The sequence below is a fragment of the Mesorhizobium sp. M0437 genome (assembly GCF_040321335.1).
GTDB lineage: Bacteria > Pseudomonadota > Alphaproteobacteria > Rhizobiales > Rhizobiaceae > Mesorhizobium.
The window spans coordinates 91,173-116,773 of sequence record NZ_JAMYRK010000012.1 but is presented as its reverse complement, the minus strand read 5'-3'; the positions used below and the strand labels follow the sequence as shown (position 1 = coordinate 116,773).

Annotated in this window: 24 protein-coding genes and 1 tRNA gene; 8 read left to right on the top strand and 17 right to left on the bottom strand. The window is 61.0% G+C overall.

Features of this window, described 5'->3' with window-relative positions; translation table 11 throughout:
- Positions 1-15: 15 nt before the first annotated feature.
- The 3 genes from NKI72_RS10685 to NKI72_RS10675 form a co-directional block, all read right to left on the bottom strand.
- Positions 16-210, bottom strand: coding sequence for a hypothetical protein (locus NKI72_RS10685; RefSeq protein WP_352454349.1), 195 nt, complete (start codon positions 208-210; stop codon positions 16-18).
- Between the two features lie 41 nt (positions 211-251).
- Positions 252-404 carry a hypothetical protein gene (locus NKI72_RS10680; RefSeq protein WP_023677802.1) on the bottom strand — a complete coding sequence of 51 codons (153 nt, stop codon included), beginning with the start codon at positions 402-404 and terminating at the stop codon, positions 252-254.
- 210 nt (positions 405-614) lie between these two features.
- A complete protein-coding gene (locus NKI72_RS10675; RefSeq protein WP_023677801.1) occupies positions 615-959 on the bottom strand; it encodes a DUF2147 domain-containing protein in 345 nt (114 codons plus the stop codon).
- A gap of 459 nt (positions 960-1,418) precedes the next feature.
- Between NKI72_RS10675 and NKI72_RS10670 the strand changes: the two genes are divergently transcribed.
- Both NKI72_RS10670 and NKI72_RS10665 read left to right on the top strand, forming a co-directional pair.
- The gene (locus NKI72_RS10670; protein ID WP_010915070.1) at positions 1,419-1,685 is read left to right on the top strand and encodes an SEL1-like repeat protein; all 267 of its coding nucleotides are present in this window, start codon (positions 1,419-1,421) and stop codon (positions 1,683-1,685) included.
- A gap of 390 nt (positions 1,686-2,075) precedes the next feature.
- The gene (locus NKI72_RS10665; RefSeq protein ID WP_352850126.1) at positions 2,076-3,197 is read left to right on the top strand and encodes a branched-chain amino acid ABC transporter substrate-binding protein; all 1,122 of its coding nucleotides are present in this window, start codon (positions 2,076-2,078) and stop codon (positions 3,195-3,197) included.
- A gap of 99 nt (positions 3,198-3,296) precedes the next feature.
- Here the strand turns inward: NKI72_RS10665 and NKI72_RS10660 are convergent, their stop codons facing one another.
- The 11 genes from NKI72_RS10660 to NKI72_RS10610 all read right to left on the bottom strand — a co-directional run bounded on the left by NKI72_RS10660 (position 3,297) and on the right by NKI72_RS10610 (position 13,214).
- Positions 3,297-5,285 carry an acetyl/propionyl/methylcrotonyl-CoA carboxylase subunit alpha gene (locus NKI72_RS10660; RefSeq protein ID WP_352566152.1) on the bottom strand — a complete coding sequence of 663 codons (1,989 nt, stop codon included), beginning with the start codon at positions 5,283-5,285 and terminating at the stop codon, positions 3,297-3,299.
- A gap of 529 nt (positions 5,286-5,814) precedes the next feature.
- Positions 5,815-6,195: a hypothetical protein gene (locus tag NKI72_RS10655; protein ID WP_245274740.1), complete on the bottom strand. Its 381-nt coding sequence runs from the start codon at positions 6,193-6,195 to the stop codon at positions 5,815-5,817.
- A gap of 29 nt (positions 6,196-6,224) precedes the next feature.
- A complete protein-coding gene (locus NKI72_RS10650) occupies positions 6,225-6,599 on the bottom strand; it encodes a hypothetical protein (RefSeq protein ID WP_352850137.1) in 375 nt (124 codons plus the stop codon).
- Positions 6,600-6,714: 115 nt separating this feature from the next.
- Complete coding sequence (locus tag NKI72_RS10645; protein WP_352471028.1) at positions 6,715-7,245, bottom strand: O-acetyl-ADP-ribose deacetylase; 531 nt, start codon at positions 7,243-7,245, stop codon at positions 6,715-6,717.
- 1 nt (position 7,246) lies between these two features.
- Positions 7,247-8,854: a carboxyl transferase domain-containing protein gene (locus tag NKI72_RS10640; protein WP_352833188.1), complete on the bottom strand. Its 1,608-nt coding sequence runs from the start codon at positions 8,852-8,854 to the stop codon at positions 7,247-7,249.
- Positions 8,855-8,858: 4 nt separating this feature from the next.
- Positions 8,859-9,242, bottom strand: coding sequence for a type II toxin-antitoxin system VapC family toxin (locus NKI72_RS10635; RefSeq protein ID WP_023677795.1), 384 nt, complete (start codon positions 9,240-9,242; stop codon positions 8,859-8,861).
- On the bottom strand, positions 9,239-9,631 hold the full coding sequence (locus NKI72_RS10630; protein ID WP_352833191.1) for an AbrB/MazE/SpoVT family DNA-binding domain-containing protein: 393 nt from the start codon (positions 9,629-9,631) through the stop codon (positions 9,239-9,241). The genes NKI72_RS10635 and NKI72_RS10630 overlap by 4 nt, the downstream gene beginning before the upstream one ends.
- 82 nt (positions 9,632-9,713) lie before the next feature.
- Complete coding sequence (locus NKI72_RS10625; protein WP_352850124.1) at positions 9,714-10,877, bottom strand: isovaleryl-CoA dehydrogenase; 1,164 nt, start codon at positions 10,875-10,877, stop codon at positions 9,714-9,716.
- A 47-nt stretch (positions 10,878-10,924) separates the two neighbouring features.
- Positions 10,925-11,587, bottom strand: coding sequence for a TetR/AcrR family transcriptional regulator (locus NKI72_RS10620; protein ID WP_352850122.1), 663 nt, complete (start codon positions 11,585-11,587; stop codon positions 10,925-10,927).
- Positions 11,588-11,732: 145 nt separating this feature from the next.
- Positions 11,733-12,011 carry an acylphosphatase gene (locus tag NKI72_RS10615; protein WP_352850121.1) on the bottom strand — a complete coding sequence of 93 codons (279 nt, stop codon included), beginning with the start codon at positions 12,009-12,011 and terminating at the stop codon, positions 11,733-11,735.
- A 90-nt stretch (positions 12,012-12,101) separates the two neighbouring features.
- The gene (locus NKI72_RS10610; RefSeq protein ID WP_352850120.1) at positions 12,102-13,214 is read right to left on the bottom strand and encodes a pyridoxal phosphate-dependent aminotransferase; all 1,113 of its coding nucleotides are present in this window, start codon (positions 13,212-13,214) and stop codon (positions 12,102-12,104) included.
- A gap of 119 nt (positions 13,215-13,333) precedes the next feature.
- Here NKI72_RS10610 and NKI72_RS10605 point away from each other — a divergent pair, with 119 nt between their 5' ends.
- Positions 13,334-14,986: a tetratricopeptide repeat-containing sulfotransferase family protein gene (locus NKI72_RS10605; protein WP_352850118.1), complete on the top strand. Its 1,653-nt coding sequence runs from the start codon at positions 13,334-13,336 to the stop codon at positions 14,984-14,986.
- An 80-nt stretch (positions 14,987-15,066) separates the two neighbouring features.
- Entirely contained in the window at positions 15,067-16,719 is a 1,653-nt protein-coding gene (locus tag NKI72_RS10600) for a tetratricopeptide repeat-containing sulfotransferase family protein (RefSeq protein ID WP_352850116.1), read from the top strand.
- A 262-nt stretch (positions 16,720-16,981) separates the two neighbouring features.
- On the opposite strand, the gene NKI72_RS10595 is transcribed toward NKI72_RS10600, so the two are convergent.
- Positions 16,982-18,133, bottom strand: a complete 1,152-nt coding sequence (locus NKI72_RS10595) for a porin (protein ID WP_352616846.1) — start codon at positions 18,131-18,133, stop codon at positions 16,982-16,984.
- 449 nt (positions 18,134-18,582) lie between these two features.
- Here NKI72_RS10595 and NKI72_RS10590 point away from each other — a divergent pair.
- The 4 genes from NKI72_RS10590 (at position 18,583) to NKI72_RS10575 (ending at position 21,610) form a co-directional block, all read left to right on the top strand.
- Positions 18,583-18,673: transfer RNA gene (locus NKI72_RS10590), tRNA-Ser, on the top strand.
- Positions 18,674-18,767: 94 nt separating this feature from the next.
- On the top strand, positions 18,768-19,019 hold the full coding sequence (locus NKI72_RS10585; RefSeq protein ID WP_352850114.1) for a GIY-YIG nuclease family protein: 252 nt from the start codon (positions 18,768-18,770) through the stop codon (positions 19,017-19,019).
- A 97-nt stretch (positions 19,020-19,116) separates the two neighbouring features.
- Positions 19,117-20,313, top strand: coding sequence for a porin (locus NKI72_RS10580; protein WP_352833207.1), 1,197 nt, complete (start codon positions 19,117-19,119; stop codon positions 20,311-20,313).
- A gap of 238 nt (positions 20,314-20,551) precedes the next feature.
- The gene (locus tag NKI72_RS10575; protein WP_352850113.1) at positions 20,552-21,610 is read left to right on the top strand and encodes a tyrosine-type recombinase/integrase; all 1,059 of its coding nucleotides are present in this window, start codon (positions 20,552-20,554) and stop codon (positions 21,608-21,610) included.
- A gap of 313 nt (positions 21,611-21,923) precedes the next feature.
- Here NKI72_RS10575 and NKI72_RS10570 read toward each other — a convergent pair whose 3' ends face one another.
- Positions 21,924-22,811 (bottom strand): alpha/beta fold hydrolase, encoded by an 888-nt coding sequence (locus NKI72_RS10570; RefSeq protein ID WP_352850112.1) that lies wholly within the window; start codon positions 22,809-22,811, stop codon positions 21,924-21,926.
- Between the two features lie 667 nt (positions 22,812-23,478).
- Positions 23,479-25,518 carry a lytic transglycosylase domain-containing protein gene (locus NKI72_RS10565; RefSeq protein WP_352833250.1) on the bottom strand — a complete coding sequence of 680 codons (2,040 nt, stop codon included), beginning with the start codon at positions 25,516-25,518 and terminating at the stop codon, positions 23,479-23,481.
- Positions 25,519-25,601: the final 83 nt, after the last annotated feature.

The following is a 25,601-nucleotide window of genomic DNA, read 5'->3' as shown; positions in this document are numbered from 1 at the left end:
GCGTTTTTCGGTCTGCTAACCGCGCTGCAGGCTAACCAGCAGCACAAAGCCGAGGCCTGACTTCCTCAACGCAGGCGCCTCGATCGTCGAGCCGGCATTGGTGCGCATCGTCGGCACGGCCAGTACCGGTACCGAAAGAACAGTCAGGATGAGCGCCGCGCGCGGCAGCAGCCGAAGCGTCTTGAGGGTGTTGGCGGCGAGGCGGTTCATTGGCGTTTTGCTTTTCTCTAAAGGTTCAGCTCTTTGTCGTTTCAGTGGTGAAGATGGTTCAAGCAACCGAGTCGGCAGGAACTGGCGACGTCCCAGGAGCGGGACGGCCGGCCGGCTTCGGCGACAAGGACGGCGAACAACATGCCGAACAGACTCATCAGCAGGCAGACGATGGTGAAGCGGCGGGCAAGCATTGCGCGGTGTCTCCTTCAACACGCATGACAATGCCTTGCCCCGGCTGAACCGGCTCTGATCCCGGCGTTCATCTGCGGTTCAAAAATGGTTGATGATCTCTGAGAGGGTCCGCTGTGAGTGCAGCGACCCATGGCGACACCATGGCTGCGAGACCGATAACATGAAAACGGGGCCGACTGGCCCCGCTCACCCCGGCAGGAAGGGCACGATCAGAGCTTGTGCCAGGTCTGGCTCTTGCAGATCAGCCCGCCGAGCACGCAGCCGCTCATCTTGAGAGAACTGCCGGAAAGCGAAGCCTTGCCCGAATAGGTCTTGTCGGTTTCCGGGTCGGTTATCGTGCCGGCATATTTGTTGTCGCCGGCAACCTTCAGTGAACCGATGTTCTTGCCGGCAAATTTGCCGGATTTGAGCGTAATCGAAAATGCCCCGCCGCCACCCGAAATGGCGGCAGTCGATCCGGCTTGCGTTTTCCAATTGCCTTCGATCGGATCGGCCCATGCCGCGCCGGTCATCATTATTGCGGCCGCGAGGGCCAGGCTCACTTGTCGAAACATGTCTTTCCTCCCTCAGGTAAGTCCAATCGGGCTCCGTCCCGGGTGTCTGCCCCTTACGCAAACGTAAGCTAGTCCAGCTCCCGGAAAAACAAAAGCGGTGCCGCCACGGAAGGGTTGCGGGTTTTTGCCCGCTCCCGAACGGCCGCGCCGGCGAAAAATGAAACGGGCCGCACACGTCTTTGTCTTCTGTGGTTAGCGGAGTCTTGATCCGCGCCTCGCAAGTTTTCTTCAAATCTTGTGCAAACCGGCGCGATTGCTGGCTTTGTATCCTTAACGAATTTTCGTGTTTACCTCTTGTTTTAGCTTTGTTTTCCTCAAATTAAGCACGCCATTTAACGACGGATTCAAGCCTCCGGGGCATTCTCGAAAGCATCGAAAGAGCGGCCGCCCCCGACGGTAATCAAGGACACCGAGGGACATACGGAGACAGCTCTCGGGAGCCAGAACAGGGGATTTGAAATGGCACGTTTTGAAATGCTTGAAGCCGGCTTCGGCGCCATGGGGGCAACCGCCCAGGCCGATATTCTTTTCGAGTTGGGCATGATGTATGCGACTGGCCGCGATTGCGAGACCGACGTCGTCGCCGCCCACAAATGGTTCAACATCGCCGCGATCAAGGGTTCGGCCCGCGCCGCGGAACTGCGCTCCGAATTGTCTGCCGCCATGTCGAAGGTCGAGATCGCCAAGGCGCTGCGCGAAGCTCGCGAATGGATGACGATGCACTGAATTCGCCGGCATCGACCTCACAAGGGGTACTGACCTCACGACAGGGACGCTTCGGGTCAAGGCCGCGCAGAGGGCCGGGCCCGAAAAATCAAGGCCGCGCAAGACGGCCGGGCCAACAAGATCAAGAACACGGCGGACGAGCCGCGCCATAAACCGTACAAACAGGGAAGGCGAGCGGATCCTGGTGGGGATACCTCGGGAACTCGATGAGAAAAGCTGCGACCGGCCGGAACAAGGCTGGCGCGGCTTTGTCTTTGGAACAGCGCATTACAGGCCCAATCGAGCGCCGACGATGCGTCTAGACAGCTCCGGTGAAGGATGAAATTCTCCCGCCATTCTGGAAGAGGCGCGGCCGGGATGGTCGCGCGAGAGTGGAGGAGTTGTGTCACCATGAAGAAATTCAGTACTTTCAGCGCAGCCATATTTGGCCTGATGATGACCGCGCCGGTCGCCTTCGCCGATGACATCACCTTTTCGGTCGTCGGACCGATGACCGGTCAGCTTGCCAACATCGGCGATCAGTTTAAGCAAGGCGCGCAAGCCGCCGCCGACGCGATCAACGCGGCGGGCGGCGTCGACGGCCGCCAGATCAAGCTCGACATCGAGGATGACCAGTGCGATCCGAAGCAGGCGGTTTCGGTCGCCAACCGCATCATCGCCAACGGTGTCAAGTTCATCGATGGCCACGCCTGCTCGGGCTCCAGCATCCCGGCCTCCGCTGTCTACGCCGAAGCCGGTGCGCTGATGATGAGTCCGGCTTCCTCGAACCCGGTGTTGACCGATGCAGCGGCGAAAGCCGGCTGGCCGACGATCATGCGCCTCTACACGCGCGACGATGCGCAGGGCGCTTTCATCGGTCCCTGGATCGCCAAGAAATATGCCGGCAAGAAAGTCGTCATCCTGCACGACAAGAGCGCCTATGGGCAGGGCGTGGCCGATGCCGTGAAGGCAACGATGAACCAGAACGGTCTCAATGAAATCCTCTACGAGGGCATCAACGCTGGCGAGAAGGACTATTCCGCTCTTGTTACCAAGCTCAAGGAGCTGAAAGCCGACGTCGTCTATTTCGGCGGCTATCACCCCGAAGCCGGCCTGATCCTGCGCCAGTCGGCGGAGCAGAACCTCAAGTTCCAGTTGATCATGCCGGACTCGATCGCTTCGCCGGAATTCTGGCAGGTTGCCGGTCCGGCCGGCGAAGGCACCATGTTCGTCTTCCCATCGAATCCGCAGGCGAAGCCCGAAGCCAAGGAGGCCATCGCCAAGATCAAGGCCGGCGGCTTCGTGCCTGAGGGCTTCACGCTGTTTTCCTATGCGGTGATCCAGGCCTTCGCCGAAGGCATCAAACGCGCCGGCAGCGACGATCCGGCAAAAGTCGCCGAAGCGTTAAAGAACGGCCAGCCGATCAGCACGGTTGTCGGCTCGGTCACCTTCGACGAGAAGGGCGACCTCAAGAACGCGAGCTACGACATCAACCAGTGGCATGACGGCAAATACGCGCCGATCCAACCGTGATGGCCGCGGCGCCGCAAGACGCGCTGCTGTAATCGAACATGGCCGGGGGTCAAACCCGGCCACATTTTTTTTGGCGACGCCTTTGTCACGCGTTCGAGATCACTTCGTGGATAGGGAAACAGCAGTCAACTGAGGTTCCTCGACAAAGCGAACCAGCACGGTGCCGTCGGTTACCTGCGCGCCTTCGGCAGCAATCTCGGCGATAACCCCGTCATGGGGCGCGGCAATGGTGTGCTCCATCTTCATCGCCTCCAGGATCAGCAGCGGCTGGCCCTTGATCACGGACTCGCCTTTGCCTGCACGCACCAATTTGACCAGGCCGGGCATTGGAGCGCGCAGGCTGACGGAAGCGGCGGCGGCTTCGTCGGCTCGGGCCAGCGGATCCGGCACGGCAAAACCGTAGCCGATGGCGCCATCGAAGACCGTGACGTGGCCCGGCCAGCGGGCGAGGCGAGGCGCCGCGCGGAGATCCCGCGAATTGACGCTGTCATAGGGCGCATCCAGCGCCACCTCGAACCGCCCGTCCGGCCGCACCGACACGCGCGCGCCGATCTCCTGCTCGCCAAACTTCAGCAGGGTGCTCCGCGCTACAGCGTGGAAATGCGCATAGCCGGCCAGTGACGACCAGGGATCGTCCGAGGACGGCAAGTCGCGCGCACCGGACGCGGCAAGTGCCGCGGCGGCAATCGTCTCACCGCTCGGCGGCGGAACCGCCGTCAACGCCTGCTGGTGCCTGGCGATCAGGCCGGTATCGACATCGCCCGCCGCAAAATCCGCATCAGCGGCCAGCGCGGCAAGAAAGCCAGTGTTGACCGTCGAGCCGGCGATTTCGGTCTGCGACAGTGCCGTGCCAAGCGCGATGAGCGCCGTCCGTCTGTCCTTGCCATGAACGATCAGCTTGGCGATCATCGGATCGTAGAACGGCGAAATCGCATCGCCAGCGCGTACACCGGTTTCGACGCGCATGGTCGCACCCTCCGGTGCCGGCTGCGGAAATTTCAAATGGTGCAAGGTGCCGGTCGCCGGCAAAAACCCTCTTGCCGCGTCCTCGGCATAGATGCGCGCCTCGAAGGCGTGGCCGGAGAGCGCGATCTCGCTCTGCGTCTTCGGCAGTTTTTCGCCGGCGGCTACCCGCAACTGCCACTCGACCAGGTCGATGCCGGTAACCATTTCGGTGACGGGGTGCTCGACCTGCAGACGGGTGTTCATTTCCATGAACCAGAAACGGTCGGCCTTCAGACCTTGCGAGGCATCGACGATGAACTCGATGGTACCGGCGCCGGAATAGTGGATTGCCTTGGCGGCTTTCACCGCCGCCTCCGTCATCGCCTTGCGCAGTGCCGGCGTCATGCCGGGGGCAGGCGCCTCCTCGATCACCTTCTGGTGGCGGCGCTGCGCCGAGCAGTCGCGTTCGTGAAGATGCACGGCGTTGCCGAAATTGTCACCAAACACCTGCACTTCGATGTGGCGCGGCTTGTCGACATATTTTTCCACCAAGACGCGGTCGTCACCGAACGCGGCTTTCGCCTCGCGCCGCGCGCCCGACAGTGCTTCCGAAAAATCATCGGGATGCTCGACGCGCCGCATGCCTTTGCCGCCGCCGCCGGCGCGCGCCTTGATCAGTACGGGGTAGCCTATCTCGCGCGCCTTGGAGGCGAGCAACACGATCTCCTGCGCTTCGCCGTGATAGCCCGGAACGACAGGCACGCCGGCCTTTTCCATCAGCCGCTTGGCCGCGTCCTTCAGTCCCATGGCACGGATCGAGGCCGCCGACGGCCCAATGAAGATCAGCCCCGCCGCGACCACCTGGTCGACGAAATCGGGGTTTTCCGAAAGAAAGCCGTAGCCCGGATGGATAGCCGCGGCACCTGTGGCCAAAGCCGCCGCGATGATCTTGTCGCCGCGCAGATAGCTTTCGTTGGCGGGAGAGGCGCCGATATGCACCGCTTCGTCGGCCATTTCGACATGCAGGGCGTGAGCGTCGGCGTCGGAATACACGGCGATGCTGCGCACACCCATCCTGCGTGCCGAGCGGATCACCCGGCAGGCGATCTCGCCACGGTTGGCGATCAGGATCTTGGCGAACATCGGGCCTCCACAGGCAGAGCTGCCGCCAACGGCGCGAATTCTCGTCACGCGAACTGCGGCAATGCCCTGCTTTGTAGTCTGGCGGTCAAAGGGTAGGCAAGCGAGGCCTGCCTACTTTGAGGCCGCGATTTCGCAAGCTCCCCCGGTCGTGACCCTGTAACGGTCGCGGGTGACCTGGCAGGATTTCATCGCCATATCCTCGGCAGCCTTTTGCGAGGGCGCATTCAAGCGCGAGCCGCACAGGATGTACAACGAACGCACCCGGGAATACGGAGTGGTCGCATAAGCTGAATGGCCGCTGGCCGCGACATAGGCCTTATATGCCTTGGTGCATGGCCGATCCGCGGTCGCCGGAAAATACGGGTAGAAGCGGACGTCGCCCTTGCTTCCAGCCAGCGATTCCGCCGCGCCGACATTGGGGCTCGAGATTAGAAGCAACCCGGTTATTAGCGAGAAGACTGCTTGTTTGACGCTTATAGATTTCATTTTTCCCACGCATTGAATATGTCGAAGGCCGACGAGTGTCGGTCTATTTGGAGGCAGCTATGGCGCAGGCCCCTGCAGTCGTGACCTTGTACTTGCTGCGCGCGGACTGGCAGGATTTCAACGCCAGCGCCTCCGCAGCCTTCTGGGATGTTGCATTCAGATAAGCACCGCAAATAGTGAATTCGGTTGCCCAGTTGAATGGCGTCATCGCATAGGCCGAGTGACCGCCAGCCGCCACATAGTCCTTGTAATTCTTGCCGCAGCCTCCGATTGTACCCGGTGCAAAATAGACCGGAAAACGGCTGTCGCCCTTGCTTCCCGCCAGCGATTCGGCGGCGCCGACATTCGGTGCAGAGGCCACAAGCAGTGCAAGTACCGACATGGTTGCTCGCTTGATTGATAAAGATTTCATTGCCAAACCCATTTGAACCCCAAACACTGAAATATATTCGCCTACTTGGAGGCAGCGATTTCGCAGCCGCCGCCTGTTGTAACTCTGTAACTGTTGCGGGCGGCCTGACAGCATTTCAACGCCAATTCTTCGGCAGCTTGCTGTGACGGTGCATTCAAGCGCGAGCCGCAGATGATGTACAGAAAACGCACCCGGGAATACGGAGTGGTTGCATAGGCTGAATGGCCGCCGGCCGCTACATAGGCCTTATAGGCCCTGGTACACGGATCCTTCGGGCTCTGCGGCAAATAGGGATAGAAACGGGTCTCGCCCTTGCTTCCCGCCAGCGACTGCGCTGCGCCGATGCCAGGGGTCACTAATATAAGCAACCCTGCAAGTAAATGCACAGTTGTTCTCTGAAAAACGCGCCGCCTCATCTTCGCCCAATCCCCATTGGTATTTGCGATGATCAATAGCCGTGATTCTTTCGTCTGGCCAGATCGAGAAGCAAAAAATAGTCTGGAGATGTGGTGGGTTGTCTCCCGCGCAGGGTCACACCCTGCCGAGTGCAGCGACGACCCGCTGATACAATTCGGCCGTCGGCTCGTCGAAGCAGCAGAAAATGACGGTTTCCGGAGCGATGTTCTGGCCGATGAAGGCGCTCACGGTCCCGACAGCAATTTGCGTCGCCTGATCCTTCGGATAGCGGTAGGCCCCGGTCGAGATCGCAGGAAACGCCACCGTCCGGCAGTCCTTTGCGGCGGCGATTTCGAGCGACCGGCGATAGCAGGAGGCGAGCAGTTCGGCTTCTCCTTTGCTGCCACCTTGCCAGACCGGCCCGACCGTATGAATGACGTAGCGCGCGGGCAGCCTGTAGCCCTTGGTGATTTTTGCGTCTCCGACCTTGCAGCCATGCAAGGTCCGGCATTCTGCCACAAGCTCGGGGCCGGCCGCGCGGTGGATAGCGCCGTCGACGCCGCCGCCTCCGAGAAGAGAGGTATTGGCGGCGTTGACGATGGCATCGACCGCCAGCTTCGTGATGTCGCCGGTTTGAATGCGAATCCTCTGGCCGATTTCGCTCATCTCACATCCTGAACACGCCGAATTTTGTCTCCTCGATCTCGGCGTTGAGCGCAGCCGAAAGGCTGAGCGCCAGCACCTCGCGGGTCTTGGCCGGGTCGATGATGCCGTCGTCCCAGAGCCTTGCCGACGAATAGAGCGGGTGTCCCTCGTGCTCGTACTTCATCAGGATCGGCTTCTTGAATTTCGCTTCCTCCTCAGCGCTCCATTCCCCGCCCTTGCGCTCGATGCCTTCGCGCTTGACCACGGCCAGCACCGTTGCCGCCTGCTCGCCGCCCATCACCGAAATGCGGGCATTCGGCCACATCCACAGGAAGCGTGGCGAATAGGCGCGTCCGCACATGCCGTAATTGCCGGCACCGAACGAGCCGCCGATGATCACGGTCACCTTCGGCACCTTGGCCGTTGCGACCGCCATGACCAGCTTGGCGCCGTCCTTGGCGATGCCGCCGGCCTCGTATTTTCGCCCGACCATGAAGCCGGTGATGTTCTGCAGGAAAATCAGCGGGATCCTGCGCTGGCAGCACAGCTCGATGAAATGCGTGCCCTTCAGCGCGCTTTCCGAAAACAGCACGCCATTGTTGGCGACGATGCCGACCGGCATGCCGCTGAGATGGGCGAAACCGGTGACCAGCGTGGTGCCATAATTCTGCTTGAACTCATCGAACTCGGAACCGTCGACGGTGCGGGCGATTACCTCGCGCACGTCGTAGGGCTGGCGCAGATCCGTCGGCACGATGCCGTAGAGTTCATGTGGATCGTGAAGCGGCGGAATCGATTTCTGTAAGGCAAGGCTTACAGTCTTGTTCCGATTCAGGTTTTTGACGATACGCCGGCATATGGCCAGCGCATGCTCGTCGTCGAGCGCATAGTGGTCGGCAACGCCCGAAAGCCTTGTGTGCACGTCGGCGCCACCGAGGTCCTCGGCGGTGACGTCCTCGCCGGTGGCCGCCTTCACCAGCGGCGGCCCGCCGAGAAAGATGGTCGCCTGGTTGCGCACCATGATTGTCTCGTCCGACATCGCAGGCACATAGGCGCCGCCGGCCGTGCACGAACCCATGACGCAGGCGATCTGCGGAATGCCGGCGGCCGACATGTTGGCCTGGTTGTAGAAGATGCGGCCGAAATGATCGCGGTCGGGAAACACCTCGTCCTGGTTGGGCAGATTGGCGCCGCCGCTGTCGACCAGATAGACGCAAGGCAGATTGTTCTGCAATGCGATCTCCTGTGCACGCAGATGCTTCTTCACCGTTAGTGGATAATAGGTACCGCCCTTCACCGTGGCGTCATTGACGACGACCATCACTTCGGTGCCTTCGACGCGGCCGATGCCGGCGATGAGGCCGGCCGAAGGGATGTCCTCGCCATACATCGACCATGCCGCGAACTGGCCAATTTCGAGGAAGGGCGAGCCTGTATCGAGCAATTGGGCTAGGCGTTGCCGCGGCAGGAGCTTGCCGCGGGAGACGTGCCGCTCACGCGCCTCTTCCGAGCCACCGCCCTCGATGGCGGCGGCTTTTTCAGCAATATCGGCGACCAGCGCCCGCATGCGCTCGGCATTGCCGCGGAAAATATCGGAGGCGGGCGACATCTGCGAGGTGAGGGGGGCCATGGCGCTACCGGATCAGCTCGATCTTGCAGCCGACATCGAGGTCGCCCCAATCGCGATCAGCGGTGACGGCAATGGCATTCTCGCGAATTGCCAGCGCCAGGCAAGCCCGATCGCCCAGCGACAAGCCGCGATGCCGCGTCAATTGGCGAAGCTGCCCGGCGGCGATGCCCATCGCGTCGTCGAAAACGGCGATCGGCATGCCGAGACTGGCGAGGTCGTCCGCAGCCTGTTCCATGCTGCGTCCCTTGTCGATCAGTTTGGCGATGATTTCGGCCGCATTGACCGAACTGCATTGTGCATCCGGCGCGAACCCCAAAGCATTATCGGTGCCTTGCTCGTTGAGCAGGATTGCGAGCGCCGCCGAACTGTCCATGACATAGGGCTTCATTTCGCCCGCTTTCCCGTTGTCCCTTCGGCGTGAAGCCGGTCGAGACGCTTGTCGCTTCGACGCTGCTCTTCCCGACGCTCCTTCAGAAATTCGTCGACGATGCTTTCACCGGGCTGTTTCAGCGCCGACAATTCGGCCTGGACGCGTCGCAGATTCTGCAGCCACGATCTTACCCGCAGCTCGCCGTTCTCGACATGCAGGATCATGTCCTCGCCAGGCTTCACGCCCATCTCCTCGCGCATCGCGGCAGGAATGACGAAGCGCCCGCCCTCGCCAAGCTTGACACGCTCGCGTTTCGCCGGAGCACGAAGCTGTGGTTGGCGAGCACCGGCATCGAACCGTGCTTGCGGATCTTCGTCAAATCCGGACCTTCCCGTTCTGCCCGCCATGGTCCGCCTCGCCTGGATTGTGGCACATTACCCGAAGTATGCCACATCGTGCGGCTTCTGGCAAAAGCTCAAAAGAATGCCATTAGGCGCTCTCGGACATGATTTCTCGTCCGATCAGCCAGCGACGGATTTCGCTGGTGCCGGCGCCGATCTCGTAGAGCTTGGCGTCGCGCAAAAGCCGGCCGGTCGGGTAGTCGTTGATGTAGCCGTTGCCGCCCAAAAGCTGGATGGCGTCGAGCGCCATCAGCGTTGCCTTTTCGGCGGCGAAGAGAATACAGCCGGCAGCATCCTTGCGGGCCGTCTCACCGCGATCGCAGGCGGCGGCTACGGCATAGACGTAGGCGCGCGCCGCGTTCATCGTCGCATACATGTCGGCGAGCTTGCCTTGCACCAGCTGGAATTCGCCGATCGGCTGGCCGAACTGCCTGCGTTCATGCACGTAAGGGATCGCCACGTCGAGGCACGCTGCCATCAGCCCGACCGGCCCGCCGGCCAGCACGGCGCGTTCGTAGTCGAGGCCCGACATCAGCACCTCGACGCCGCGCCCTTCCTCGTGCAGCACATTGTCGAACGGCACTTCGACATCCTCGAACACCAGCTCGCCGGTGTTCGAGCCGCGCATGCCGAGCTTGTCGAGCTTTTGCGCCACGGAAAAACCGGCAAAGGCTTTTTCGACGATGAAAGCGGTGATGCCGCGCGAATTGAGTTCCGGATCGGTCTTGGCGTAGACGACCAGCGTCTCGGCGTCCGGCCCGTTGGTGATCCACATTTTGGTGCCGTTGAGCACATACCGATCGTTGCGCTTTTCGGCGCGCAGGCGAAGCGACACCACATCAGAGCCGGCACCCGATTCCGACATCGCCAGTGCGCCGACTTTTTCGCCGCTGCAGAGCGAAGGCAGATACTTTTCCTTCTGCGCCTGCGTTGCCCAGCGGTTGATCTGGTTGACGCAGAGGTTGGAATGAGCGCCGTAGGAGAGGCCGACCGAGGCCGAGGCGCGCGAAATCTCCTCCATCGCCACGACATGGGCGAGGTAGCCCATGCCGGTGCCGCCGAAATCGGGATCGGCGGTGATGCCGAGCAGGCCGAGCCCACCGAGCTCCGCCCACAGATGCGCCGGGAATTCGTTCGAGCGGTCGATTTCGGCGGCGATCGGTGCGATCTTTTCCTGGGCGAAGCGCCGCACCAGGTCGCGCAGCGCCTCGATGTCTTCGTCAAGCCCGAAGTTGAGCGTATGCATGTACATGCCGTTCCTCCCGGCGCACGATCCCGAAATCGGGATCATGCGCGAAATCAAGTTACTAGAGCGTCCTTTGCGCGCCCGAATAGAGGCGCGGCGTCGTAGCTCGTTGACGCGCCATCGCTCTTTGCTCCAACAAGGCGCATTGTCATTGCCAGATATGTAGCGGTGACTTCGGCGATCGACAGCCGCTCGCCCGGCCGGAACCAGACAATGACGCCGGTCATCATCTGGATCAGCGCCATGGCGGTGAGCCCGGTGTCTTCGATGCTGAATAACCCCGCTTCGACGCCGTCGCGCAGGATGGCGCGCAGCTCCTTCTCGTAGGCCGTGCGCATGCGCAGGATCTGCGTGAGTTTTTCATGCGACAGGCTGCGCAGCTCCATGTTCGAGACATGGGTGGAGTGGCGGCGTTCGATATGGAAAGCGATGTGGTTTTCGACATAAGCGGCAAGCCGCGCTGCCGGATCAGCGCCGACAGGGCGTGTTGCGCGCCACGCCTCGATCAAGCCTTCCATATGCTCACGCATCAGCATGAACAGAAGGTCCTGCTTGGTCGGGAAGTAGCGGTACAGCGCCGCTGCCTGGACGCCGACCTCGGCCGCCAGCTGGCGCATCGACATCGCCTCGTAGCCGAGACGCGCAATCAGGCTGACCGCCGCCTCGCGGACCGCAGCTTCGGTCTTTTCGCCGTCGGAACCGGTCGTGCGCGCCATGACAAGTCACCTTTCACAAAGCAATAAAACAAACGTTCAATTAATTCAAGAGGCATGTCCGGGCAGGGCAATGGCTTCAGATTTGCTCTATCTGCACCCTCGAGAATCATGTGCGATGGCGGCGAATGAGCAGGACCATGTCTTGCTAGGCAACAATCCTGAAATCGGCCGACGTGTCGCGAGCCTCGATCTCTTCGACATCGACCTTCGAAACCGCTGCCCCTGGCGGCCCTTCCCGAAGCCGTTCGATCATTGCCAAGACCGCCGCATCGGTCCCTGCAATCAAGGCTGTCACCGAGCCGTCAACTTCGTTGCGCACCCACCCGGCAAGGCCAAGCGCCGACGCCTCGCGCCGCGCCCAGACCCGGTAGCTGACGCCTTGCACCTTGCCGTAAATGCGTACCTGCACAGTCCGGTCGGTCATCACGCTCTCCATCCTCTGAGTCGAGTCTGGCGCATCGCCGTGCAAATTCAACCGCGTTGCCGCCGGTCAGCCACATAGGGCGAAGGCTCTTCAGTTCCCCCGCGCTGCCGCCAGCGCGCCAGGCAGTTCCTCGGCAAAGATGTCGAGTTCGTGGTCGAGGCCGACACTGACCCGGATGCAGCGGTCGAGAACCGGCACCATCGGCTTGCGGATGAAGACGTCGCGTGACAACAGCGCCTGCAGCACTTTTAGTGCGAAAGCGCCGTCGCGGCCGCAGTCGATGGTGACGAAATTGGTCGCCGAAGCCAGCGGCTTCAGCCCGTTCGCTTCGGCTATTGCGGCAATGCGTCGACGGCCGGCGGCGACCCGCGCCACCACGCTCTCCAGCCAGGCCTGATCGGCAAGCGCCTCGACACCGGCGATCTGCGCCATGCGGCTGACGCCATAGTGGTTGCGGATCTTCTCGAAGTCCCGAATCACCTGGGCCTCGGCCACCGCATAGCCGCAGCGTATGCCGGCCAGCCCATAGGCCTTGGAGAAGGTGCGCATGCGGATGACGTTCGGCCGCGCCATATCGATCGGTGGCAGCGCTGAGGCTGGCCCTAATTCGCCATAGGCTTCGTCGAGTACCAGCATCGTGGTCTCCGGCAAGGCTTCGATGAGGCGGCTGAGCTCGGCGGCTTCCCACCAACTGCCCATCGGATTGTCCGGATTGGACAGGTAGACCAGTGGCGCCTTTTCCTTGGCCACTGCCGCCAGCAGGCCGTCGAGGTTTTCCCGGTCGTTCTCGTAGGGCACTGCGACCAGCCGGCCGCCGACGCCGGCAACATGAAAGTTGAAGGTCGGATAGGCGCCGCGCGAGGTCACCACCGCGTCGCCGGGCGCCACATACATGCGCGCCACCAGGCTGAGCAGCCCGTCTATGCCTTCGCCGATGACGACGTTTTCGGCGACGACGCCGAGATGCCCGGCGGCAGCTACCTTCAAATCGTAATTATCGGGGTCGCAATACATCCACATGTCGCCGGCAATCTCAGCCATGCGGGCAATGACGCGCGGGGAAGGGCCAAAACTGCTCTCATTGGCGCCGATGCGGGCGCGAAAGGCGCGGCCGCGATCACGCTCCTGCGCCTCCGGGCCGACAAACGGCACCGTGGAGGGAAGCGCGTCGATGAGCGGCGTAAGGGGAGGGCGCAGGCGCATGATAGGGCTCGTTCGAAAGGGGGCCTTCTTGCTAGCCTGCCGGCTTGGCCTGCGCAAGTTCCGCGGCAGGCGGGAACGTCAGGCTGGATTCTCCCGGATCATTTTGCTAGCGAGACATGATGAGCAACCGACTGCCACCCGCTTGGTCCAAGCACATAAAGTCCCGCCCGGCGCCGAACGTGCAACCGCCGAAAGCGAAATCGCCGTCGCGCGCGCAGGCCGACGATGCGCTGCTGCGACAGGCGTATGGCTTGCAGCAGGCCAAGCGGTTGGCCGAGGCTGAGGAACTGTGCCGTCGCGTGCTGGAGCGCACGCCCAACCATCCCTTGGCTTCGTATATCATGGGCACGCTATTCATCGGGCTCGACGATGAAATGGCGCTGCGATATTTGACCCGAGCCGTCGGCGAGGAGCCTCAAAACCCCTTTTATCACCTTAGTCTGGGTGAAGTTTATCTAAAAGTCAGCGAATATTCGCCCGCAATCAGGCATATTCAGCAAGCATTGAAGTTGAAGCCCGATTTGCTGGAAGCGCTTTGCGCGTTGGGACGCGCTTACGTCGAATTCGACAAGGCTGACATGGCTGTCCCGGTTTACGAGAAAGCGCTCAAGATCAACCGCGATCATCCTCGCGTTCGGACAGGACTGGCCAGCGCACTCACCGGTCTCGGTCGCGTGGACGAAGCCGAAGTCTATCTGAAAGAAGCGATCGAACGTCGCATCGCGATGCCCGCTGCCTATAACGAGCTTGTGCATACGCGCAAATTCACCGAAGAGCCGGCCGAACTTAAGTCCATCCTGCGCGAACTGGGCTACCCAAAGCTTGACCCCGAAAGTGCGATGAGACTTCATCACGCAGCCGGCAAGGTGCTGAACGACCTTGGGCGCTACGAAGACGCGATAGATCATTTCAAGAAAGGCAAGCAGGCCGCAGGCTATAAGTTTGATCTGGAAGCCTATCGCCGCTGGGTCGACTCTACGATCGAGCTCTTCAACCCGGACATGGTGGCTACCAAGGCGGGTCATGGAAGCCCATCGGAAGTGCCCGTGTTTGTGTTGGGAATGCCCCGGTCGGGGACCACCCTGACCGAGCAGATTTGCGCGAGCCACCCGGATGTTCACGGCGCAGGAGAACTTAAAAAGCTAAGGCGAGCCGCAAATGCTACCGGCCTCACCAGGCTTTCGGCACGGGCTTTGGGCCAATCGATAGTGCCGATCACCCCTGACCTGTCCAAAATCCTGGCCGAGGAGCACCTGTCCTACCTTCGTGAGCGTGCGCCGACCGCACTTCGCGTCGTCGACAAAATGCCCCAGAATTTCGAACTGATCGGTCTCATAGGCCTTCTCTTTCCCAACGCGCGGATTATTCACTGTCGCCGCGACGCCATCGACAATTGCCTCTCATGTTTTTTCCTAAATTTCTCCAAGGGACACAGCTACATCGCCGACCTGCAGACGCTCGGGCTGTACTACCGTGAATACGATCGTCTGATGCGGCATTGGGACAAGGTTTTTCCAGGACGCATCTTCGAAAATCGCTACGAGACGCTGGTTGCGGATCAGGAGGCACAATCGCGCCGTCTGATCGATTATCTTGGATTGCCCTGGGACGATGCCTGCCTGCGCTTCTTCGAGAAGGGCGGATCGGTCAACACGGCCAGTCGCTGGCAAGTCCGGCAGCCGATCTACAACTCGTCCATCAAGCACTGGAAAAATTATGAGGGCAAGATCCAGCCGCTGATCGACGCCTTGGGCGACCTAGCCGAACTTTGAACAAGGAGGGCGCCCGACAGGATAGGCCAGCCCTTCAGGCCAGGCTGGATTCTCCCGGACCATTTTGCTAGCGAGACATGATGAGCAACCGACTGCCGCCCGCTTGGTCCAAACACATAAAGTCCCGTTCGGCGCCGAAACTGCAGCCGTCGAAAGTGAAATCGCCCTCGCGCGCGCAAGCTGACGACATGCTGCTGCGACAGGCGCTCGAACTTCAGCAAGCCAAGCGGCTCCCGGAGGCGGAGGAATTATGCCATCGCGTTCTCGCCCGCACGCCCAACCACCCGCTTTCGCTCTACATCCTCGGCACGTTGGGGCTCGGTATCGACGACGAGTTGGCTCTCAAATATTTTGCGCGGGCAGTAAGCCAGACGCCTCAGAATCCATATTTCCACCTTAGCCTGGGAGAGGCCGGTCTGAAGCTTGGCGACAGCTTGCTTGCGATCAGGCACCTGCAGCGCGCCTGCGAATTGAAACCCGATCTGGTGGAAGCGCTTTGCGGACTGGCGCGTGCCTACGTCAACTTCGACAAGGCCGAGATGGCTTTGCCCCTTTACGAGAAGGCGCTAAAGATCAACGGCGACCATCCCATGGTCCGGATTGGTCTGGCTGGTGCGCTCACCAGCCTCGGCCGCATGGACGAAGCCAGAGCCTATCTCGATCAGGCAATAGAACGTCGGGTCGATGTTGGGGCAGCCTACAATTACCTGGTCGACACGCAAAAGTTCACCGAAAAACCTGCCGAGCTCGACTCTATCCTGCGCGAACTCTCCAATCCCAGGCTCGAACCCGTTGCTGCATCGCAGCTCCACCACGCGGCAGGCAAAGTGCTGAACGATCTTCAACGCTATGAAGAGGCGATAGATCACTTCAAGAGGGCGAAAAAGGCCGCTGGTCACGATTTCGACCTGGAGTACTACCGCCGAAGCGTCGATTCCATGATCGAGATATTCAGCCCATCACTATTGGAAGCCAAAGCTGGCCACGGCAGTCCGTCTGAAGTGCCTGTGTTTGTGCTGGGCATGCCCCGGTCGGGGACGACGCTGACCGAGCAGATCTGCGCGAGCCATCCGGATGTCCATGGCGCCGGGGAGCTTACGAAGCTGCGGCGAATAGCGAACTCGATGGGCTTTAGAATACTGTCGGATGAGGACCTGCGCAGTTCGATTATGTCGATGACGAGGCATCAGTCGAGGGCGCTGGCCGAAGAATACCTGTCTTATCTGCGCCAGCACGCGCCTGCCGCGCCCCGCATTGTCGACAAGATGCCGCACAACTTCGAGTTTATCGGCGTGATTGGAATTCTCTTTCCCAACGCACGCATCATTCATTGCCGGCGCGATGCCATCGACAATTGCGTCTCCTGCTTCGTCTTGCATTTCACCAAGGACCACGGCTACAACGCCGACCTTGAGACACTCGGGTTGTACTACCGCGAATATGATCGCTTGATGCGGCACTGGGACAAGGTCTTTCCCGGACGTATTTTCGAAAGCCGCTATGAGACGCTGGTTGCGGATCAGGAGACGCAATCGCGCCGTCTCATCGATCATCTCGGCTTGCCTTGGGACGATTCCTGCCTGCGCTTTTTCGAGAGGAGCGGATCGGTCAATACCCCCAGCCGCTGGCAGGTCCGGCAGCCGATCTATAGTTCATCCGTCAAACGCTGGAAAAAGTATGAGAGCGCAATTCAGCCGCTGATTGACGCCTTGGGCGATCTGGCTGAAATTTGAACAAGTAGATGCGCCCGATCGGCCGAGGTCGATCGTGACTTGCTGTCGAGATACATTGATCCGGTAGGCCAGCTCTTCAGATCGGCCCAAGTTTTTCTTTTGCACGAACAAGCGTGCGGAGCGAGCATTGCATTCGACCAGCCCTGCGATCGGCTGCTCAGCAGCAGCCTGCATTATGCGTCGAGAGTTGACAGCTGCGTCGCGCCGATACGAAAAACCCGGCGGTTGCCCGCCGGGTTCAATCTCAATCTAGCTCGGACTGTTAGAATGAGCGCTGGAAGCGGAGCATGCCGCCGACGCTGTCCTTGTCGTCGGCATTGGTCCAGTTGCGATCGTAGGCTTTGTCAAACTGACCGTCGCGGGCCCAATCGACTTCGGCAGTGATCGTGAGACCGGGAACGATATCGTAGGCAATGTTCGCAGCGACGCCGTAGTTTTTGTCATCGTCAGCCGAGGCCTGGAGATTGAACGAGGTCTTCTCGTTGATGGTGTAGGTGCCACCACCCCAGACTGCCCAGTTGCCGCCCCACTGCTTGTAGAAGTTGCGGTCGATGTTGTCGTCAGAGCCGTAGCCGGCCATGATGAACAGTGTCAGGTTCTGTATCGGCGTAACGTCGACGCGAACCTTACCGGCCCACTCTTCCCAGGTGCTGTCATAGGCGGCGACACCGGTGATCGAGCCCCAGCCCTGCGTGTATTTGATACCGCCGACAACATACGGGACATAGCTGTCGATGGAATCATTGCCGCTGTTGCTGTCTTGGAAAATGCCAGGATCAGCGGCGGCACTGCCCGAACCGGTTTCCAACGAAGCCACGGCCGAGAAGCCGTTTCCGGCATCGAAGTAATACTGGACGACGTTGGTGTCGAAGCCGCCGTAGGGGACCAGCGTATCCTGGATGACGTTGCCGGCGTAGCCGATGAAGGTATCGAACGCCGATTCGTCCTTACCGACGCGGAGACCGCCAAGCTGGACCCAGGCAAAGTTCAGCGAAACGCTCGTACCGCCATTGAAGTTGTCATCAAGGTAATCGTTGTGGTTACCCCAGTTGAAGCGTGTCTCGGTGTAGGTCTTCAAGGTGCCGAGCTCGGTTTCCTGGCCGGTCCAGGTCTTGAGCGTGAAGCGGGCGTGCTTGTAGTAGGTATCCTGCGAGTCGCCGTCCTGCTGATCGGTAGTCTTTGCACCGTCAAATGAGCCGACGTCACCGATGCCGATGTCATAGCGGACGTAGCCGCCGATGCGCAGGCAGGTCTCGGTGCCGGGGATGTAGAAGTAGCCGGCGCCGTAGACGTCGCAAATCTTGACGTATTCGGCGGGTTCCGGCTCGGCGACCACAACAGCGTCGGCGGCGCGCGCACCGGAGACCGCGACGAATGCCGCGGCTGAGCCGAGAAGAAGGCTCTTGATATTCATTTTCTGACCTCCAGTCAAAAGTTAAAAAACGGGTCTGGGTATTCTTTGCTGAAGGACAGCGTTCCCTGCCCCATCCCCACTACCGAAAAAGATGCGCACCGCGCCGCTCCTTCAAACCCGACATTACCCATGAGACGGCGGCGTTCAACCACGATCGTACCGGCAAAAGGTTTGTGTTGGCGCTATACCCCGGCGTTGTTGCACAAATGACACGATTTGGCCTCACTCCGAAAGCTCCCGTTAACCAACGGCCCTTCGCAAGCCGTTGCAAACCGCGGATTCCGGCGATGGTCGGCCCGAAATGTGACCATGGTCCGAGTCGCGAACCAGGGAATTGCCGTAGAATCGCCACATCGCCGCGCGGCGCTTTGGCGAAGGGTCGATTTTTCAAGGATAATAGCGTCAGCTTGTTGATTGTGCCGGCGCTTTTCTTTATCCACCGGCGCAACGGAGAGGTGGCCGAGTGGTCGAAGGCGCTCCCCTGCTAAGGGAGTAGAGGTCAAAAGCTTCTCGTGGGTTCGAATCCCATCCTCTCCGCCACCCCACGCCCTGCGGGCTTCGGGTGGCAGGCCACCCGGACCCGCATTTTGGGCGTAGGGTGTCGCCCGAAGCTACGAAGTAGCGTAGGGGGACCATGTGGTACGTCTATTTCCTGCAACTTCGTAACGGCGATGTCTACGTCGGGTCGACCAACGACCTTTGGCGCCGTTTCGAATCGCATCGATCAGGCTATGTGACTTCGACCAAGGCCTATCTGCCTGTAACTTTGAAGGCCTACATCGGGGTTGAAACCGAGGCCAACGCACGGCAACTCGAGCGATATTTCAAGACCGGTTCGGGCAAGGCCTTTGCGAGTAAACGTTTTTGGCCGACAGGGCCTCGCTGACGGCCTTAGGACCTATCTATTTGAAATATAAATAAAAACAAACCCAACGAGCTGCTTTTCGCCGACCTCCGTCCCGATTCTGACTGGAGGTCAGAAAATGAACATCAAGAGCCTTCTTCTCGGCTCCGCTGCGGCACTGATCGCAGTTTCCGGTGCGCGCGCCGCCGACGCCGTCGTCGTCGCCGAGCCGGAACCCGCTGAATACGTCAAGATCTGCGACGTCTACGGCGCTGGCTACTACTACATCCCCGGCACCGAAATCTGCCTGCGCATCGGCGGCTATGTCCGCTATGACATCTCCGTGGGCCAGGCTGGCTCGTTCGACGGCGCCAGGTACCAGGACCTGTCGGATGCCTTGGATGGTGAAGACAACGTCAACGACGGCTATTACAAGCAGGCTCGCTTCACGTTGAGGACCTACACCGGCCAGGAAACCGAGATGGGCACCTTGAAGACCTACACCGAGACCCGCTTCAACTGGGGAACCGGTTATCAAGACGTGCCTGGGTTCGACGAGCACTTTTCCAGGTTTGGTAGCAGAGGCGTTTCGCTGAATTTCGCCTGGATCCAGCTCGGTGGTCTTCGCGTCGGTAAGGACGAAACAGCCTTCAACACGTTCACCGGCTACGCCGGCAACGTCATCCAGGATACGATCGTTCCCTACGGCGGCTTCGACACCAATGTCGTCCAGTACTACTTCGATGCCGGCAACGGCTTCTCGGCCGTGGCGTCGTTGGAAACCGGTGAAGGCTTTATCCTTAACAGCGCCAATACTGCCATCACTCTCGGTCACGACTCGGTCGACAGCTATGTTCCGTATGTCGTTGGCGGCGTGAAGTACACGCAGGGCTGGGGTTCCATCAGCGGTGTTGTTGCCTATGACAGCAGCCTGGAAGAATGGGCCGGCAAGGTTCGCCTCGACGTGACGCCGATGCAGAACCTGTCGCTGTTCCTGATGGCCGGCTACGGCTCTGACGACAATCTCCCGCGCAACTTCTACAAGCAGTGGGGCGGTAACTGGGCAGTCTGGGGTGGTGGCACCTACACCATCAACGAGAAGACCTCGTTCAACCTGCAGGCGTCGTATGACGAAGCCAAGGAAGCTGGCGTCGCGGCCAATATCGCCTACGATATCGTTCCCGGCATGACGATCACGGCCGAAGTGGACTGGGCTCATAACAGCCACCACATCGATAGCGACTCGCTGCCTGGCTATGAATACAACTGGACCGGCATCCCGGCGGACAAGAAAAACGCCGTTGGCGGCTTCCTCCGCTTCCAGCGCTCGTTCTAAGGGCTGGACTTAAGGCAAGTGAAATCCAGCCCGGGCGCTTTAACGCCCGGGCTGTTTGTGTTTTCGCGACTGGTAGCAAACAGAAGGAAAAGGGGGTTCGGTAGCTGAACAGGGTTGTGGAACGATGTCGTTGGGATCCGCCAGTGGTGGATGAGATCGGCCGCAGCGCTTAAAACTCTTGAAAGGGCACCGCCAAGCAGGTAGGTCTAGGCCTATCCACTCGGGGGTGTGGCGAATAATGACGAACGATGCGATTCAAGAGGGAGGAACCTCTGATCATTTTTCGATGTTTTCTTCTCAAACTGCAAAGATAAAATACAGTTACAACAAGATACGAGAAGTAAAGTCGCATAGGATCGGAGAACTTTTTTCAGCATACCGGGATATACTTTGGGATGACGGGCGGCATAAATACAATGTCAGCTCCTTCATCGGCGAAATAGACGAGATCCTCCTTGGGGAGCGTTTCAGCGCCTTTGACCAAAGCACCCTCGACAATCTTATCGGCACCTTGCGCCAGCGCGGCAACAGCAACGCAACCATCAATCGGAAGATGGCTGCCCTCAGCAAACTGCTGCGCAAGGCTCACAAGATGGGAGATATCCACAGCCTGCCCGAGTTCCGCCGCCAGAAGGAGCGGGCGGGACGGATTCGTTTCCTCGAAAGGGACGAGGAGGCCCGGCTGTTCGCTGCCATCAAGAGCCGCAGCGAGGACGCTTATCGGCTTTCCGTCTTTCTCGTCGACACCGGTTGCCGCCTCGGCGAAGCGCTGGGTTTGATCTGGAACGATATCCAGGAGCACCGCGTCAGTTTCTGGATCACCAAATCCGGCCGCAGCCGCACCATTCCGATGACCGAGCGGGTAAAAGAGGTGATCAAGCTGCCGGCCACCGAGGGCCGCCGGCCCAAAGGCCCGTTCACCAAGCTCAGCCAGGCGCAGTTTCGCGCCATCTGGAACGATGCCAAGGCCGAAGTCGGGCTTGGCGCCGACGATCAGGTCGTGCCGCATATATTGCGCCATACTTGTGCCTCGCGTCTCGTCCAGGGCGGCATCGATATCAGGCGTGTGCAGATGTGGCTCGGCCACCAGACGCTGTCGATGACCATGCGCTACGCGCATCTGGCCACCAACGACCTCGATGGCTGCGTCACTGTGCTGGAGACGCCGCGGTGCAGTGGCGCGGACAGTGGCGGCGCAGGTGCTTTGTCTGCTCCACCTCCGGCAAGGCGAGGGCCAAAAAGCGAGCCGGCCGCAAGCAAGGCCCCAAAGCCAGCGAAGAGAAGCGCCAAATCCTGACGGATCTGACGTGAGGTATCAGCCAGCCGCTCAGGGTTGCGCTGCCCCTCATTGCCCTGCCGGGCATTTCTCCCCGAATAGCGACGGGGAGAAATGCGCTCTTGCGAAAGATTTCGCTAATCCCCAGCGTTGCAGATACCTCCCTTCTCCCCGTCGCCATACGGGAGAAATGCCGGCAGGCGGATGAGGGGCAGCGCCGACATCGAGAAAATTATTACACCGCTAATTCCAACGGAACTGTCAACGGCCGCCGGAATGCTTTGACCGACGCAAAACCTGCGCGTGAATTACTTCGCTCGGTCGAGCTTTACTTCTAACCACCCCGCTGCTCCGCCCGGTCAAGAAAACCAGCGATCCTGCCCGGCAGGATCCCGGAGTCCAAAAACGGTGCATGCCCCTGGCCATCGGCAGTGATCGTCTCGATATCGGTATGGCGCGTCCGCATCTGCTCGAGCGTTTCGGCGGACAGCAGCTTCGAGTTGGCGCCGCGTATGACGAGCATCGGGATGGCCGCCAGCGCGTCGAACTGTGGCCAAAGATCGGGCAGCGGCCGGCTGGGATCGAGCCCCGCCAGCGTCTCGACCAGTTTCGGATCGAAATCGGGCAGAAATCCCTCCTCGGTCTCGCGGTAGAGGGCTGATGCCATCCGCTCCCAATCCGCATCGGTCAGCGTCGAAAAATCCGCGCCATGGGTGCCGCGCAGGCCGCGGACCACCTCCGCGTACGCCGTTGGCCTTGGCGCGGGATCGAGATAGGAGCGGATATGGGCGAGACCTTGCGCCTCGATCACCGGGCCGATGTCGTTGAAGACGATGGCCTTCAGCACGGCCGGCCGCATCGCCCCGAGCACATGGATGATCAGTCCGCCGCGCGACGTCCCAATGAAGGCAGCCTCCTCGATGCTCAGCGCCGCCAGCCCGGCGAGAATATCGCCCGCTTCGATACCGACATTGTAATGGCCGATATCGGCATCGTAGGCGGACTGCCCGCGCCCGCGATAGTCGAAGGCGACGACGTTGCGCTTCGCCTGCGCCGACAGATAAAGCGCCAATTCGTGAAAGTCACGGCAATTGCGGGTCAGGCCGGGCAGGCAAACGACTGGCCAGCGGCCGGAATTCGCTTCGCCGTAGATGCGGGCGTGCAGGCACAGCCCGTCCGGCGCGGCGTAGAAGAAATCGGAAAAACCCTGCTCGATTGGCATGTAGACTCCGTTCCTCTCACCGCCGGATCGCTTCGACTGCTACAGGCGAGGGGCAGGTAAGGTCAAAATAGGGAAGGCGCCGGCGTTGGAGGTCCCTCAACGGGAAGATTGGCTGCCATCGTCGCTTTCGCCAGGTTTCGTAGGATGCAGAAAGGCACTGTCCCCGAAGCTGCCGATCTCCCACTTGGGGGCAGGGCTATCGCAGATGGAAAGCCGAGGCTTTCGCTCTACGACGGACCCCCACCCCTAACCCCTCCCCACAAGGGGAGGGAGACTTCCGTTGGCGCTGACCTCGGCAAATTGCCTGCCTTTCGGCGCCAAAAGGGGAAGTAAGGGCGGGCGGCAGCGTTCCCTCCCCCTTGTGGGGAGGGTTAGGGTGGGGGTCCATCTTCGTAAGAATCCAAATGCGATTGCCCTGCCCCTTGAGGGGGGATGTCTGGTGATTGGCAAGGAGGGCAGGACAGAGCGGGCCGCTGTCCCGCCAACTCCACGTCCGGAACCTTCATAGCCAGAAACAAAAAAACCGCCTCGGTGGGCGGGTCGTTGGAGCCAATTAGCACCATACCGAAATTAGTAGCATAGCTGCCGGCACAAAGCAAGAACAAAATACGCCGTGGCCGACAAATTCGCGTTTCTTCGTAGCCTGACTCGGTTTGAAGCCCGGTCGTCACCCCCGGCCGTTCACCAAGTCCCCGACAATGTCATATTTGCCGGAGATACGCATCTTGTAGACCTCGTAATTCTCCATCACGCGCTGAACGTAACTTCTTGTTTCCGTATAGGGAATCCGCTCGATCCAGTCGACGACTGCATCGACGTCCTCGCCGCGCGGGTCGCCGTATTTCGCCACCCACTGGGCGGCGCGGGCGGGGCCGGCATTGTAGCCGGCGAAGGTCAGCACGTAGGAGCCGTCGAAACGGCCGAGCTGCTCGCCCAGAAAGGCGGCGCCCAGCGTTGCATTGTAGCCGGCATCGGTGGTCAGCCGCGCCTGCGAGAAAGTCATGCCGGCCTTCTTCGCCAATTGCTTGGCCGTGCCTGGCATCAGCTGCAGCAGTCCGCGCGCGCCGGCGCTGGAGACGGCGCCGATGTTGAACTCGCTTTCCTGCCGGGCAATCGCATAGGCCAGCGCCTTGCCCGAGCCGGAGACGTTGGCGGTGTCGGGAATGACGCCGAGCGGATGCGACAGCGCGCCTACGTCGATGCCGCGGGCGCCGGCGATCTTGCCGACCTTCAGCGCCATGAAATGGTTGCCTTGTCTTTCCGCCAACACCGCAAGCAGCGCCAGTTCGCCGGGGCTGTTCAGCTGCCCGGCAAGGTCGCGGTAGAGGGTTTCGGCATAGCGGTCATAGCCTGCCTGCTGCAGCCGCTCGATGGCGCTGGCCGCCTCGCGGGTGGTAAAATTCCGGCGGTCGGCGGCACTTGGCTGGGGGTAGACGATATTGAGGGTCTGCCGGCCGACACGCTCGCCGGCGAGCTGGCCGTAAAAGGTCGTGCCGTAGCTAGCGGCACGGCTGAAAAAATCCTTGGCATTGCCGGGCCCGCCGACTTCGGCGGCACGGCCGAGCCAGTAATAGGCGCGCGACAGCGACATCGGCCCTTGGGCGAGCTCCGCGATTTGCGCAAAATGCTTGGCGGCGGTGCTCGGGTCGTTGAGGCCGCGCAACGCGTACCAGCCTGCATGGAATTCCGCCTCGGCGGCATTGGCGGGACTTTCGGCGGCATGCGCGGCGACTATTCTGTAGGCGGTCTTCATGTCGCCCTGGTCGACCAGCTCGCGCGACAGCACCCGGCGTTCGACCCACCAGGCGTCCGCATCGACCAGAGCGTCACGATCGCCCGGCGCCTTCATCACCAGCGCGGCTGCGTCGGAAAATTTCTGTTGCTTGCGCAGATATTCGGCTTCGGCAAAGAGATAGCCGACCGCCCGCTGCGCTGCCGGCACCGCCTTCAGCAGCTTGGCCGCGTTCTTGTCGCCCTTGCTGACCGCCGCCCAGGCGTCGGCCAATTGCTGGGCGCCGGCGAGACCGGCGACGCGTAGCGCCGAAGCGACCCGGTCGGCATAAAACATGCGCTCCATGCGGAAGCGATGGTCGGCGGCCGGGATCAGCGCGCCGAACTCGCGGATGACCGCCGCCTCGTCCCCGGCTTCGAGCTTTTCGGTGCGCCAGAATGGCGACAGCACCGAGCGCGCCGCCTTGGTATTGCCTAGCGCTACATAGGAGCGCGCAAGGATCACCACGCCCTCGAAGGTCAGCGGCTGGCTGCCGTCGAACGCCCGCACCACGACCTGTGGCGCGGGGTTCTCGCGATAGAGCGCGCGCTCGCTGTTCTTGCGCAAGGCGATCGTGCCCGGCCAGTTCGGCAGCATCTTCGCGGCATCGGCGATGTCGCCGCTCGGCACCTGGTCGCCGCCATAGAGCGCAATCGCCCAGGCAAGGATGTGCCGATCGAGCGATTTGGCCGGCAGCGCTTCGCGCACCTGGCGCGCGCGCTGAATGTCGTTTGCCGCAAGCGCATCGAGACCGCTCTTCAGCGCCGCGACGCTGGCGGATGGCGAAGGGGACTGCTGCAGTGCATCGTTCTGCGGCTCCGTCATCGGGATCGCCGACGTGACCTGCCCATCGACGCTGCCGCCGATCGCCGCGCCGGGGACCAGCACAACGATCGCGCCGAGAAGCGCGAAAAGATGAGGCCGCCTGGTCGGCATGGATTTGGTCATTTCCAATTCTTCGATGCTACCACTGGCACAGATGAACTGCAGCCTATTCGTCTGTGATGAAGGGCCCGTAA

Bases quoted from the DNA above. Each gene is read 5' to 3' on its own strand.
- NKI72_RS10585 (WP_352850114.1), top strand. From the start codon at position 18,768: ATGTGGTACGTCTATTTCCTGCAACTTCGTAACGGCGATGTCTACGTC.
- NKI72_RS10625 (WP_352850124.1), bottom strand. From the start codon at position 10,877: ATGTACATGCATACGCTCAACTTCGGGCTTGACGAAGACATCGAGGCG.
- NKI72_RS10605 (WP_352850118.1), top strand. From the start codon at position 13,334: ATGAGCAACCGACTGCCACCCGCTTGGTCCAAGCACATAAAGTCCCGC.
- NKI72_RS10650 (WP_352850137.1), bottom strand. From the start codon at position 6,599: ATGAGGCGGCGCGTTTTTCAGAGAACAACTGTGCATTTACTTGCAGGG.
- NKI72_RS10665 (WP_352850126.1), top strand. From the start codon at position 2,076: ATGAAGAAATTCAGTACTTTCAGCGCAGCCATATTTGGCCTGATGATG.
- NKI72_RS10640 (WP_352833188.1), bottom strand. From the start codon at position 8,854: ATGGCCCCCCTCACCTCGCAGATGTCGCCCGCCTCCGATATTTTCCGC.
- NKI72_RS10660 (WP_352566152.1), bottom strand. From the start codon at position 5,285: ATGTTCGCCAAGATCCTGATCGCCAACCGTGGCGAGATCGCCTGCCGG.
- NKI72_RS10610 (WP_352850120.1), bottom strand. From the start codon at position 13,214: ATGCGCCTGCGCCCTCCCCTTACGCCGCTCATCGACGCGCTTCCCTCC.
- NKI72_RS10655 (WP_245274740.1), bottom strand. From the start codon at position 6,195: ATGGGTTTGGCAATGAAATCTTTATCAATCAAGCGAGCAACCATGTCG.
- NKI72_RS10680 (WP_023677802.1), bottom strand. From the start codon at position 404: ATGCTTGCCCGCCGCTTCACCATCGTCTGCCTGCTGATGAGTCTGTTC.
- NKI72_RS10635 (WP_023677795.1), bottom strand. From the start codon at position 9,242: ATGAAGCCCTATGTCATGGACAGTTCGGCGGCGCTCGCAATCCTGCTC.
- NKI72_RS10565 (WP_352833250.1), bottom strand. From the start codon at position 25,518: ATGCCGACCAGGCGGCCTCATCTTTTCGCGCTTCTCGGCGCGATCGTT.
- NKI72_RS10580 (WP_352833207.1), top strand. From the start codon at position 19,117: ATGAACATCAAGAGCCTTCTTCTCGGCTCCGCTGCGGCACTGATCGCA.
- NKI72_RS10570 (WP_352850112.1), bottom strand. From the start codon at position 22,811: ATGCCAATCGAGCAGGGTTTTTCCGATTTCTTCTACGCCGCGCCGGAC.
- NKI72_RS10675 (WP_023677801.1), bottom strand. From the start codon at position 959: ATGTTTCGACAAGTGAGCCTGGCCCTCGCGGCCGCAATAATGATGACC.
- NKI72_RS10620 (WP_352850122.1), bottom strand. From the start codon at position 11,587: ATGGCGCGCACGACCGGTTCCGACGGCGAAAAGACCGAAGCTGCGGTC.
- NKI72_RS10630 (WP_352833191.1), bottom strand. From the start codon at position 9,631: ATGGCGGGCAGAACGGGAAGGTCCGGATTTGACGAAGATCCGCAAGCA.
- NKI72_RS10670 (WP_010915070.1), top strand. From the start codon at position 1,419: ATGGCACGTTTTGAAATGCTTGAAGCCGGCTTCGGCGCCATGGGGGCA.
- NKI72_RS10600 (WP_352850116.1), top strand. From the start codon at position 15,067: ATGAGCAACCGACTGCCGCCCGCTTGGTCCAAACACATAAAGTCCCGT.
- NKI72_RS10575 (WP_352850113.1), top strand. From the start codon at position 20,552: ATGACGAACGATGCGATTCAAGAGGGAGGAACCTCTGATCATTTTTCG.
- NKI72_RS10595 (WP_352616846.1), bottom strand. From the start codon at position 18,133: ATGAATATCAAGAGCCTTCTTCTCGGCTCAGCCGCGGCATTCGTCGCG.
- NKI72_RS10615 (WP_352850121.1), bottom strand. From the start codon at position 12,011: ATGACCGACCGGACTGTGCAGGTACGCATTTACGGCAAGGTGCAAGGC.
- NKI72_RS10685 (WP_352454349.1), bottom strand. From the start codon at position 210: ATGAACCGCCTCGCCGCCAACACCCTCAAGACGCTTCGGCTGCTGCCG.
- NKI72_RS10645 (WP_352471028.1), bottom strand. From the start codon at position 7,245: ATGAGCGAAATCGGCCAGAGGATTCGCATTCAAACCGGCGACATCACG.